At 72.3% G+C, this 12,117-nt stretch carries 10 protein-coding genes; 7 read left to right on the plus strand and 3 right to left on the minus strand.

The features are described 5' to 3' along the window. Nucleotides 1–54: 54 nt before the first annotated feature. A complete protein-coding gene (locus IQ210_RS04615; protein WP_194077261.1) occupies nucleotides 55–831 on the minus strand; it encodes a GNAT family N-acetyltransferase in 777 nt (258 codons plus the stop codon). A gap of 100 nt (nucleotides 832–931) precedes the next feature. Between IQ210_RS04615 and IQ210_RS04620 the strand changes: the two genes are divergently transcribed. The 3 genes from IQ210_RS04620 (at nucleotide 932) to IQ210_RS04630 (ending at nucleotide 6,567) form a co-directional block, all read left to right on the plus strand. Beyond that, nucleotides 932–1,411 carry a nucleoside deaminase gene (locus IQ210_RS04620; RefSeq protein ID WP_194077263.1) on the plus strand — a complete coding sequence of 160 codons (480 nt, stop codon included), beginning with the start codon at nucleotides 932–934 and terminating at the stop codon, nucleotides 1,409–1,411. Nucleotides 1,412–1,541: 130 nt separating this feature from the next. Further along, a complete protein-coding gene (locus IQ210_RS04625; protein WP_194078174.1) occupies nucleotides 1,542–5,825 on the plus strand; it encodes an aminotransferase class I/II-fold pyridoxal phosphate-dependent enzyme in 4,284 nt (1,427 codons plus the stop codon). 7 nt (nucleotides 5,826–5,832) lie between these two features. Next, nucleotides 5,833–6,567, plus strand: coding sequence for a class I SAM-dependent methyltransferase (locus IQ210_RS04630; RefSeq protein ID WP_194077265.1), 735 nt, complete (start codon nucleotides 5,833–5,835; stop codon nucleotides 6,565–6,567). A gap of 91 nt (nucleotides 6,568–6,658) precedes the next feature. Here the strand turns inward: IQ210_RS04630 and IQ210_RS04635 are convergent, their stop codons facing one another. Then, complete coding sequence (locus IQ210_RS04635) at nucleotides 6,659–7,282, minus strand: chaplin (protein WP_322656310.1); 624 nt, start codon at nucleotides 7,280–7,282, stop codon at nucleotides 6,659–6,661. Between the two features lie 296 nt (nucleotides 7,283–7,578). On the opposite strand from IQ210_RS04635, the gene IQ210_RS04640 reads away from it, so the two are divergent. The 3 genes from IQ210_RS04640 to IQ210_RS04650 are packed head-to-tail and all read left to right on the plus strand — an operon-like array spanning nucleotide 7,579 to nucleotide 11,184. Continuing rightward, entirely contained in the window at nucleotides 7,579–9,168 is a 1,590-nt protein-coding gene (locus IQ210_RS04640) for an alpha/beta hydrolase (protein WP_194077269.1), read from the plus strand. Next, nucleotides 9,165–9,656 (plus strand): DUF4232 domain-containing protein, encoded by a 492-nt coding sequence (locus tag IQ210_RS04645; protein ID WP_194077270.1) that lies wholly within the window; start codon nucleotides 9,165–9,167, stop codon nucleotides 9,654–9,656. The genes IQ210_RS04640 and IQ210_RS04645 overlap by 4 nt, the downstream gene beginning before the upstream one ends. A gap of 55 nt (nucleotides 9,657–9,711) precedes the next feature. After that, a complete protein-coding gene (locus IQ210_RS04650) occupies nucleotides 9,712–11,184 on the plus strand; it encodes an FMN-binding glutamate synthase family protein (protein ID WP_194077271.1) in 1,473 nt (490 codons plus the stop codon). A gap of 3 nt (nucleotides 11,185–11,187) precedes the next feature. On the opposite strand, the gene IQ210_RS04655 is transcribed toward IQ210_RS04650, so the two are convergent. Then, nucleotides 11,188–11,616, minus strand: coding sequence for a MarR family winged helix-turn-helix transcriptional regulator (locus tag IQ210_RS04655; RefSeq protein ID WP_194077272.1), 429 nt, complete (start codon nucleotides 11,614–11,616; stop codon nucleotides 11,188–11,190). A 78-nt stretch (nucleotides 11,617–11,694) separates the two neighbouring features. Here IQ210_RS04655 and IQ210_RS04660 point away from each other — a divergent pair, with 78 nt between their 5' ends. Then, a complete protein-coding gene (locus tag IQ210_RS04660; protein WP_228047135.1) occupies nucleotides 11,695–12,117 on the plus strand; it encodes a PaaI family thioesterase in 423 nt (140 codons plus the stop codon).

Genomic DNA, 12,117 nt, shown 5'->3' on the forward strand with positions numbered 1-12,117 from the left:
CTCTGCGACGGATCGGGCGGGCGCCGGCGTGACATCCCGCCCGTGTGCGCTAGGTCACGGTGTGTACAGGTACGGCGTCGTCGTGGTCAGCGGTTCGAAGCCGAGGCGTTCCAGGATGGGACGGCTGGTGCTCATGGCGTCGACCTGGAGGTAGCGGTAGCCGCGTTCCACGGCCTCGCGGGCCCGCAGGGCGACCAGGGCGCGGTAGATGCCGCGGCCGCGCCAGGCCTCGACGGTGCCGCCGCCCCAGAGGCCGGCGAACCGGGTGCCGGGGACCAGCTCCATCCGGGCCGCGCTGACCGGGGTGTCCCCGTCCAGGGCGACGACGGCGACCACGCTGTCGGGGTCGGCGGTGAGCTGGGCGAGGAGCTGGTGGCGCAGCCGGGTGCTGTCGGTGCCGAAGGCCGCCTCGTGGACGTCGGCCACGAGGTCGACACCGGCCCGGTCGGTGACGGGCAGGACGCGGATGCCCTCGGGCGGCTCGGCGTCCAGGGTGAGGTCGTTGACCTCGCCGATCATCAGGGTCTCCTCGGGCTGCGGGGTGAACCCGGCCGATCTGAGCCGCTGTCCGAGGTCCACGGGCAGGTCGTGACCGTAGAGCTTCCACTCGAACTCGTGGCCGAGTCCGGAGTAGTACGCGATCTGCTCGGCGATCGCGGCGTCCGCGCCGGCGTCGTCCAGGTCGGACCACACCACGCCGTTCCAGCCCTGCGCGGTGGAGACCTGCCGGACCACCTTCCCCGTCCGCTCGATCCGGGACTCCGGGCTGTCCGGCTGTGCGCCCTCGCGCATGTCCCGGTCGTACAGGGCGAGCACCGCGGCATGATCCATGGGTTCACTCCAGCACCAGGAGGCACCCGGGGCAACACCTTTACGGGCCATGATGTCCGGGAACATTCCGCAGCCGCCCGGTCGAGGAGGGCCGTACACCATGGTCGTGAAGGACGAGGAGCTGCCGTATCTGCGCCGCTGTGTGGAGTTGGCCGCCGAGGCGCTGGAGGCCGGGGACGAGCCGTTCGGCTCGGTCCTGGTGGGCGGGGACGGCGTGGTGCTCGCCGAGGACCACAACCGGGTGGCCTCGGGGGACCGCACCCGGCACCCCGAGTTCGAACTGGCGCGCTGGTCCGCGGCCCATCTGACGCCCGAGGAGCGGGCGGCGGCGACCGTGTACACCTCCGGCGAGCACTGCCCGATGTGCGCCGCCGCGCATGCCTGGGTGGGCCTCGGCCGCATCGTGTACGTGGCCTCCTCCGAGCAACTGGTCGAGTGGCTCAGCCAGTTGGGCGTGCCTGCGGCTCCGGTGCGCGCCCTGCCGATGCGGGAGGTGGCGCCGGACGTGGTGGTGGACGGGCCGGTGCCGGAGCTCACGGAGGAGGTGCACGCGCTGCACCGCCGTTTCCACGAGCGGTGAGGCCCCTGGGGCTCGGGATGCAGCCGTCCGGGTGAGGTGCCTACGATCGGAAAGGATCCCGGACCAGGTAGGACGGCCCGGTCTCCGCCACAGGGGGAGGCGCTTGCCCTTGCTGCCGGCACATCGGCTGATGGCGGCCTACATCTCGGCGGTCGCCGTCGCCACCCTCGTCTATCTGACGGTCCCCGTCGCGCGTACGCCGCTGTGGGCCGTCATCGGACTCTCCGGTGTCGCCGCCGTACTCACCGGTAGCCGGCTGCACCGGCCCGCGCACCGCTGGCCCTGGTGGGTGCTCGCCGCGGGGCTGCTGACCTTCATCGCGGGCGACACGTACTACAACGTGATGGAGGACTACTTCGACGCCTCCAATCCGTTCCCCTCCCCCGCGGACGCCTGCTACCTCGCCACCTACCCGCTCTTCGCGATCGGTCTGTCCGGTCTCATCCGCTACCGGTGGTCGGGGCACGACCTGCCCAGCCTGCTGGACGCGCTGATCCTCACCAGCGGTCTCGCGCTGCCGGTGTGGGTGTACCTGGTGCAGCCGCTGACCGAGGTGGAGGGGCTGACCTGGGAGCAGCGGGCGATCAGCATCGCCTACCCGCTCGGGGACGTGCTCGTCCTCGCGCTGCTGGCCCGGCTGCTGACGCCGAGCCCGGTGGACGGCCCCAACCGGTCGGTGCAGCTGCTGTTCGTCGGCACCGCCACACTGCTGGGCTTCGACATCGCGTACGGCATCCTCCAGCTGAACGCGATGTGGGAGACCGGCACCCTGCTGGACACCGGGTGGATCGTCTTCTACACGGCGTGGGGTCTGGCCGCCCTGCACCCGTCGATGGTGGCGCTGACCGCGGCCGTACCGCAGAAGGTGTCGCTGCTCCCCCGGCCGCGCCGTCTGCTCCTGCTGGCCGCCGCGACCCTCATCGCGCCCGGCATCCTGCTCTACGAGGGGCTGAGCGGCTCGCCCCACCACGCCTCCGTGATCGCCGCCTTCTCCAGCGTGCTGTTCCTGCTGGTCATCCTGCGGCTGGCGGGCATCGTCGTGGTGCACCGCAAGGCGGTGGCGCGGGAGCTGGCGCTGCGCCGGGCGGGGGCCTCGCTGGTCTCGGCGGTGCGGATGGAGGAGGTCGCCCGCTCGTGCGAGACGGCCGTCGACACGCTGCTCGGCCCCACGGTCCGGCACCGCACCCTGCTGCTGCCCGCCGAGCGGGCCGCGGAGTTCACCCCCGACGGCAGCCGCATGATGTCCCGCGCCGGTATCGACCGCGACGTCGCGGCCGGCTTCGCGGGGCTGTCCGCCGTCCTCGCCTGCCCGATGACGCCGCCGGACCGTCCCGCGGGGCAGATCCCGGGGGTGCTGCTGGTCGCGGGGCCGCCCCAGCCGCTGCACGAGACGCGGGCCTCGCTGGAGATCCTCGCCTCCCACGCGGGCCTGGCCGTCGAGCGTGTCGCGCTGCGTCAGGAGATCATCCGCCGCGAGAGCGAGGCCTACTTCCGCACCCTCGTGCGCAACACCTCCGACGTCATCCTGATCGTCGAGGACGACAACACCGTCCGTTACGCCAGCCCGTCCGCGGCCTCCGTCTTCGGCCACACGGACCTCGTCGGGGCGTCCCTGCCGGACCTGGTCGACCCCCGCGACCGCAGTCGGGCCGCGCGGGAGCTCGACGCCGTACGGGAGAGCGGGCCGCGGGCCACGCACGACCACTGGTGGGTGCGGCACCGGGACGGCCGGGTCGAGGTGGAGGTGCGGTGCAGCGACTTCCGGGACGAGCGCACGGTCGCCGGGCTCGTCGTCACCCTGCGCGACGTCACCGAGCAGCGGCGCCTGGAGCACGAGCTGACCCAGCGGGCCTTCCACGACTCCCTGACCGGGCTGCCCAACCGGACGCTGCTCCTGGAGCGCATCGAGCGGGCCCTGCTGCGCGGCCGCCGTGAGTCGTCCCTGACCTGTCTGCTCTTCATCGACCTGGACGACTTCAAGCTGGTCAACGACACCCTCGGGCACTCCGCGGGCGACCATCTGCTGATGGCCGTCGGCAGCCGGCTGTCCAGGGCGCTGCGGCGCACCGACACGGCGGCCCGGCTGGGCGGCGACGAGTTCGCGGTGCTGATGGAGGACGCGCGCGAACCGCTGGACGCGGAGCTGCTGGCGGCGCAGGTGATCCAGACGCTGACCCGGCCGTTCGTGCTGGGCGAGGAGTCGGTGACCGTCTCCGCGAGCGTCGGGGTGGCCACGGCCCGGGACAGCACCGACGCGGAGGAACTGCTGGGCCACGCCGACCTCGCGCTGTACGCGGCGAAGGCGGCCGGCAAGCGGCAGTGGCGGCGCTTCCAGCCGCTGCTGCACAGCCGCATGGTCGAGCGGCACGACCTGCAGAGCCGGCTCGCCCAGGCGGTCGCCGGGAAGGAGTTCGCGCTGCGCTACCAGCCCGTCGTGGACATCACCGCGGGTGAGGTGGTCGGCTTCGAGGCGCTGGTGCGCTGGCCCTCCCCGCGCCGCCGGCCGGTGTCGCCGGAGCAGTTCATCTCGCTGGCCGAGGAGACCGGGCACATCGCGGTGCTGGGCTCCTGGGTGCTGGAGAACGCGGTCCAGGACATCGCGGGGCTGCAACGGCTGCCGGGGCCGGGCGAGCCGCCGTACGTCAGCGTCAACGTCTCCGCCCGGCAGTTCCGCGACGCCGGTTTCGTCGACCAGGTCGGCGAGGCGCTCAGGACGCCCGGCCTGGCGCCGGGATCACTCCAACTGGAGCTCACCGAGACGCTGTTGCTGCGCCACGACATCCAGATCCAGGGGGTCCTTCAGGCGCTCAAGGAGCTGGGCGTGCACATCGCCGTGGACGACTTCGGCACCGGCTTCTCCTCGCTGCGCTATCTCCGGGACTTCCCGATCGACGTGCTGAAGATCGACAAGACGTTCATCGACGACATCACGCGCGACCCGCAGCAGGTCGCGCTCGTCGAGGGCATCGTGCGCATCGCCGACACGCTCGGGATGCAGGTGATCGCCGAGGGGATCGAGGAGCCCGGGCAGCGGGACCTGCTGGCGGGGATGGGGTGCCGGTTCGGGCAGGGCTATCTGTTCGCCCGGCCGATGACGGTGCAGCAGAGCGAGCGGGTGCTGCGGGAGCGGGAAGGCGTCCGGCGCGCGACGGTCACCAACGGGGCGCCAGCCGCCGGGAAGACGCCGGTACGGGGTGAACGGGCGGTGCGCTGGGCCGACCTGGAGCATCTGCGGCGCACCAGCCTGATGACCGACGCGGTCCTCGACGAGGTGCGGGGCCGGCACATCCGCAGCCGCGGCCACTGGCTGATCGACTTCGCCTCCTGCAACTACCTCGGCTTCGACTGGGACCCGGAGATCGCCGCCCGCATCGAGCCCATGGTGCGCCGCTGGGGCACCCACCCGAGCTGGTCGCGGCTCATCGGCAGCCCGCGGCCGTACCCGGAGATCGAGGAGCGGCTGGCCGGACTCCTGGGCGCCCCCGACACGTTGCTGCTGCCGACGCTGACGCTCATCCACTCCTCCGTCATCCCGGTGCTCGCCGAGGGCGGCCATGTCTTCGTCGAGGCGACCGCGCACCGGACCGTGTACGACGGGTGCGTCGCCGCCCGCAGCCAGGGCGCCACCCTGCGCCGCTTCCACGCCGAACGCCCCGAGGAACTGGACGCGTTGCTCGCCGCGGTCCCCGGCAGCGGACCCCGTCTGGTGTGTCTCGACGGCGTCAACAGCATGAGCGGCAACGTGCCCGACCTGCCCGCGCTCGCGGCCGTGTGCCGCAACCGGGGCGCGACGCTCTACGTGGACGACGCGCACGGCTTCGGGGTGATCGGCGAACGCGGACCCGACGAGAGCTGCCCGTACGGTTCGCGCGGCAACGGCGTGGTGCGGCACACCGGGGAGACGTACGACGGGATCATCCTCGCCGCCGGCTTCTCCAAGGCGTACTCGTCGCTGCTGGCGTTCCTCGCCCTGCCGACCGAGTTGAAGCAGCGGCTGAAGACGGCCGCGGCCCCCTATCTGTACTCGGGCCCGTCTCCGACCGCGTCCCTGGCCACGGTGTTGGCCGGGCTGGACGTCAACGACCGCCGCGGTGACGGCATACGGGCCGATCTGTACCGCAAGACGGTCCGCGTGCTCGACCATCTCGACGACCTGGAGGTGCTGACCCTCAACACGGACCGGCTGCCCATCGTGGAGATCCCGCTGGCGGACCCCGCCGACCTCGACGCGGTCGCCGCGTTCCTGTGGGAGGAGGGCATCTACGTGACCCTCGCCGCCTATCCCCTCGTACCGCGTGACCGGGTCGGTTTCCGCGTCCAGATCACGGCGCTCAACTCCGACGAGGACATCGAGCGACTCACGGCGACACTGTCACGGCTGGCCGCCAGGTTCCGGCTGCGGTCGAAGGGGTGAGGCGGTGATGACGACGCACAACGACGACGTGGACTGGGACCGTTGGCCGGTCGCGGACTACCTCGCGGAGAACTACCGCGAGCTGCACCCGTCGGACGCCGCCGTCATCGCCCACCACTCGGCCTTCTACCGCAGGTTCGCGCCGGGCGAGATCGCGCGGTCGGTGGAGTTCGGCGCGGGGCCCAACCTCTACCCGCTGATCCTCGCGTCGGCCGCCAGCCGCCGGATCGAGGCCGTGGAGGCGGGGGCCGGCAACGTCGCCTATCTGGAGCGGCAGATCCTGTGCGGACCGGAGGCGAGCTGGCTGCCCTTCCACGCGTTCTGCCGGCGCCTGAACCCCGATCTGCCGACCACGCTGGCCAGGTCGCTCGCGCGCGTGCACGTGGTCCACCAGGACGTCCGGACCCTCGAACGGGGCGGGTACGGGCTGGCGTCGATGCACTTCGTCGCGGAGGGGGCCACCGAGGACCGCGCGGAGTTCGCGGACTTCTGCCGGGCGTTCGTGCGGTGCGTCGCGCCGGGCGGGTATCTGGTAGCGGCGTTCATGGAGAACATGCCGACGTACCGGATCGGGCCGGCGTCCCGGTGGCCGGGCTGCCCGGTGGACCCGGAGACCGTGAGGACCGTGTTCGCGCCGCTGACCAGCGAGTTGACGGTGCGTCACATCGATTCCGATCCGACGCTGCCGGACTACGGGGACTCGGGGATGGTGCTGCTGACGGCCACCGTGGCACCTCGGTGAGCACGGCGCACGGCGGAGACCCCGCCGGTCGCCATTCCGGCAGGGTCTTCCGTCGTCCTCGCAAGAAGTGTCGTCCTCGCAGGGAGAGGGGTCAGCGATCCGCGCCTGGGCGGAACCGGCGGTACAGGGCCGCTCCGCCGAGCAGCAGCGCGGCGCTGCCCGCCGCGGCCGGGAGCGTGAGGTCGGTGCCGGTGTGGGCGAGGGAGGCCACGGGCTGCCGGGGTGCGGGCACGGTGGCCTCGGGGCCCGGGTGCGTCTTGGGCGGCGCGGGCGGCTTCGGGGCGGGGTGCTGCGGGGTCTCGCCGGGTTCGTCGCCGGGGGTGTTGACGGAGGTGTTGCCGGTGGCCGGGTTGCCGACGCCGACCACGTTCACGCTGTTGCCCGTGACGTTCACGGGGAGGTGGACGGGGAGCTGGACGCCGTTGCCGGAGATCACCCCGGGCGAGTCCTTCTCGTCGCCCTGGGCCGCGGCGCCCGCGGGTGCCCCGGAGTCTCCCCCGCCCTCGTTGGCGCAGCTGTTGCCCGCGGCCGGGTTCAGGAGCCCCACCACGTTCACGGTGTTGCCGCACACGTTGACCGGCACGTGCACCGGCAGCTGGATCGTGTTGCCGGAGATCACCCCGGGCGAGCCGGCCGCGGTACCGTCCGCCGCCGAGTCGGCGTACGCCGGCATCGACACCGCCATGGCGCCGGACACCGCGGCGACGGCGATCACACCGTTTCGGGTAACCCGTTTCATAGGTTCCCTGCCTTCCAGACTTGGTCACGGGCAGTCGCCCGCACCGGATAAAACGCCGGTGAACCATCCGAGTTATGGCTAATCGGCCTTTCACCCCATCGAGCGGCACGGTTGTCGAACTAGCAGTAAAACCGTCGAATGTGCATGGAGCGGCGCAGGATAAGGCACTTCATATGATCCCGCCCGTCCGGAGGCGTCCCTTCCGGAGGCCGCCTATCGTGAGCGTGGGTGCCGTTCTCCCCGGTCCGCGACGGGCGCCCTTGGAGGCTTCGATGCTGGCCAAGCTGTCTGGGCGGCCCCTGCTCCGGCACTGCGCGGTCACCGGGGCGGTCGGACTGGCGCTGCTGGGCGCGGGGCTGCCGACGGTGACCGCGGACAAGGACAAGCCGGACCTGTCGCGGTTCTACGACCAGAAGGTCACCTGGTCCAAGTGCAAGGGGCTGGACGCGCCCAAGAACCTGCAGTGCGGCAAGGTCACGGTCCCCCTCGACTACTCCCGGCCCAAGGCGGGCACGCTCGAACTGGCCCTGGCCCGTTATCGGGCGACCGGCGAGTCCCGGGGTTCGCTGCTGCTGAACTTCGGTGGTCCGGGCGGCGCCGGGGTCAGCGAACTCGCCGCCGGTGGCGACGAGTTCATGGGCCTGGCCAAGGGCTACAACGTGGTGTCCTTCGATCCGCGCGGCGTCGGCCGGTCCTCGCCGGTCAGTTGCGGGGACGGCACCGACGAGGCGCTGGCGGCGACCGACGACGGTTCCGAGGTGAGCGAGGATCCGCGGTCCGTGCTCACGCAGTTGAAGAAGGCCGCCGCCGCGTGCGCCGAGCACTCCGGGCCCGTCCTGCCCCACATCGGCACGGTCGACGCGGCGCGCGACCTCGACGTGATGCGCCAGGCGCTCGGCGACAAGAAGCTCAACTACCTCGGTTTCTCGTACGGAACCCGGCTCGGTGCGGTGTACGCGGCCCAATTCCCCAAGAAGGTCGGGCGGTTGGTCCTCGACGGCGTCGACACGCTGACCGAGCCCATGACGGAGCAGGCCCTCGTGGGCGCCGAAGGGCAGCAGAGGGCGCTGGACGACTTCATCGACTGGTGCGCCGAGGACATCGCCTGTCCGTTCGGCCAGGACCCGCGCAGCGCCCGGGACCAGGTCGTACGGCTGATCGACTCGTTGGACGAGGACCCGGTGCCGACCGACTGGGGCGACACCTTCTCCGGCCAGGACCTCGTGAGCGCCATCTCCCAGGCCCTCTACAGCAGGGAGCTGTGGCCGTCCCTGGAGCGGGCGATCGCCCAGCTCGTCGAGGACGGCGACACCCGTGGCGTCGTGATGTTCTCGGGCGGCGGCTACGCGCTGCCGCGCCGGGCGGCCGACGACGACGGCGACGGCGAGCTCGCCGACGAGGAGGACGTCCCGCTGGACAACCTGCCGGCCGCGCTGATGGCGATCAACTGCGCGGACGACCCGGACCGGCCCAGCGCCGACGAGATCACCCGCAACCTCGGCCGGCTGCGCGCCGAGTACGAGCAGGTGTCCCCCGTCTTCGGCCGCTACCGCCTGACCGAGGTGCTGATGTGCTACGGCCGCCCCAAGGGCACCGACTACATCCGCGAGGACGTCCGGGACGTCCACGGCCCGAAGATGCTCCTCGTCGGCACCCGCGGCGACCCGGCGACGCCGTACCGCTGGACGGTGGAGACCGCGAAGCGGCTGGGCGACGCCGCCGTGGTGCTCGACAACAAGGGCGACGGCCACACCGGGTACGGCTCCTCGAAGTGCGTGCAGCGCAAGGTCGACGCCTTCCTGCTGTACGGCTCCCTGCCGCCCAGCGGCAGCTCCTGCGGCTCGGAGGAGGACGACCATTGAGCGCCTTCACCGTCCTGGCCCTGACCGCCACACTGCTCACGGCCGCCCCGGCGAGCCCCGGCGCCTCCCCCGCCTGCCCGGAGCGGGCGCTCACGCTGCGGGCCGAGGCCGCGGCGGCCGACCCGGCGGTCGTGCGCGTCAGCGTCACCAACCGCGGCGACCACACCTGCACCGTGGCCCGTACTCCCACCGTCACCTTCGCGGACCTCGACGGCTCGGCCCAACCGGTGCCCGAGGGCGCCACCGGGCGCTATGGCCTCGGCGCGGGCGGTACGGCGTACGCGACCGTCCGCACGGTCGCCGACCCCTCCGATCCCCAGGCCCGTCGGGCGGACGCGCTGGCGGTCTCCGCGGACCCCGCCCGGTGGGGCCGCGCCTTCACCGCCGCCGAGCTCGGCACGGGCGACACGATCCGGGTGTGGGAGCCGGTGACGAGCTGGTGGCAGATCTCGCCGGCCGCCGCGGACCGGGCACTCGGCCTCGGCTGAACCCGTCCGCCCCGCACCTTTCGCCGTTTGCCCCCGCCTGCGTTTGACTCGTGGTGTGCGTCGGTTCCTGTTGCTCGTGTCGGTCATCCTGGCCGCAGCCGGGGCCCTGGTCCTGTCCCTCGCCGTCTCTCCCTGGTGGTGGTGCGCGGCGGGGCCGCTGCTCGCCCTCACCGCGCTCGGCGCCTGGGATCTCGTGCAGACCCGCCACTCGGTGCTGCGCAACTACCCCCTGCTCGGGCATCTGCGCTTCCTGATGGAGAAGCTGCGGCCGGAGATGCAGCAGTACTTCGTCGAGCGGAACTACGACGGCCGGCCCCTGCCGTCGATGCGGCCGGTCAAGGTGCCGGAGGACGTGCCGACGGTGCGGGTCGGCGGTCCGGACTGCACGGCGCCGTACGACATGGCGCTGCTGAACGTCTCCGCGATGAGCTTCGGCTCCCTGTCCTCGCACGCGATCCTCGCCCTCAACCGGGGTGCGGCGCTCGGGGGTTTCGCGCACGACACCGGCGAGGGCGGCCTGTCCGAGTACCACCTGCGGGGCGGCGGTGACCTCATCTGGGAGATCGGGACCGGGTACTTCGGTTGCCGCACCCCCGAAGGGCGGTTCAACGGGCGGGAGTTCGCGGACAAAGCGGCGCTGCCCGAGGTGAAGTGCGTGTCGCTGAAGCTCTCCCAGGGCGCCAAGCCGGGGATCGGCGGGGTGCTGCCGGGCGCCAAGGTGAACGCCGAGATCGCGCGGGCCCGGGACGTGCCGGAGGGCGAGACGGTGGTGTCGCCGCCGTACCACCAGGTGTTCACCACTCCGCGCGAGCTGGTCAAGTTCCTCGCACTGATGCGGGAGTTGGCGGGTGGCAAGCCGACCGGGTTCAAGTTGTGCGTGGGGTCGCGGCGGCAGTTCCTGGCCGTGTGCAAGGCGATGCTCGCGGAAGGGGTGACGCCCGACTTCATCGTGGTGGACGGCGCCGAGGGCGGGACGGGCGCGGCGCCGCTGGAGTTCGCCGACCATCTGGGGATGCCGCTCACGGAGGGGTTGATCACGGTGCGCAACGCCCTCGTCGGCACCGGCCTGAAGGACCGTGTCCGGATCGGCGCGAGCGGCAAGGTGGCCACGGGCTCGGACATCGTGAAGCGGCTGATCCAGGGCGCCGACTACACCAACGCGGCCCTGGCCATGATGTTCGCGGTCGGCTGCATCCAGGCCCAGCGCTGCCACACCAACACCTGCCCCGTCGGCGTCACGACCCAGGACCGGCGCCGGGTCCGCGCACTGGACGTGACCGACAAGTCGGCGCGCGTGCACCGGTTCCAGCGGGCGACGGTCAAGAGCGCGGTGCAGATCATGGCGGCGATGGGAGTGAGCGATCCCACCGACCTGACCACCGGGATGCTGGTGCGGCGCCTCGATCCGACGACGGTCACGCCGTACGCCGAACTGTACGAGTGGCTCGCCCCCGGCGAGCTGCTCCGGCAGCCGCCCGCCTCCTGGGACGCCGACTGGCGGGCGGCGGACCCGGACACCTTCGCCTGAGGCTCACGCCTCCCAGTACGCCAACCGCCGCAGCGCCTGCGCGGCCTGGCCGAAGCCGTCGTCGCCGAGCACGGCACGCAGCTCGGCGTTGAAGCGGTCGATCTCCGGCTGCGCGGCGGTCAGCGCCGTCGCGCCGGCCTCGGTCAACTCCAGGACCACGGCCCGGTGTTCACGCGGGTGCGGCGACTTCGCGACGAGCCCCGCCCCGGTGAGCCGGGCGACCAGCGCGGTGACGGCCGATTCGCGCAGGCCGAGCGTGCGGGCGAGCTGCTGCTGGGTCTGCCGGGGCTCGTCGCGCACCGCGAACAGCGCGCCGATCTGGGCCGTGGTCACCCCTGCGGCGGCCAGACAGCGCCGGTCGGCGCTCGTGCGCAGGCGGTGGGCCGCCCGCTGGAGCAGGAAGTAGAGGCGCAGGTCGGGCTCGGCGGACATGGGCCGATGTTGACAGAGGACACCGGCTCGCGCCACTCTCACTTCACTGATGAAGTGAGGTGTGCGGTGAGCGACACGATGGATCTGGAGCTGGCCCGGAAGGTCCTCGGGGAACAGCCCTTCAGCAGACTGCTGGGCGCCCGGGTGACGGCCTTCGGGGACGGTGAGGCCTCCCTGGAGCTGGACATCCGTGAGGAACTGCTCCAGCAGTACGGCTTCGTCCACGGCGGGGTGCTCTCCTACGCGGCCGACAACACGCTCACGCTCGCCGCGGCGACCGTCGCGGGGCCGGGCCTGATCACGTCCGGGTTCACCATCGACTACCTGCGTCCGGCGACCGGCACGGTCCTGCGCGCGCACGCCCGGGTGGTGCGGGCCGGCCGCACCCGGGTGGTGACCCGCTGCGACGTCGTCACGGTCGACGACACCGGCGCGGAGAGCCTGTGCGCGGTGGCCCAGGGGAACATCGCCGTGCTCGAAGGACCGGGCGGGAAAAGCTAG

It is taken from the genome of Streptomyces justiciae, from assembly GCF_015163075.1.
GTDB classification, from domain to species: domain Bacteria; phylum Actinomycetota; class Actinomycetes; order Streptomycetales; family Streptomycetaceae; genus Streptomyces; species Streptomyces justiciae.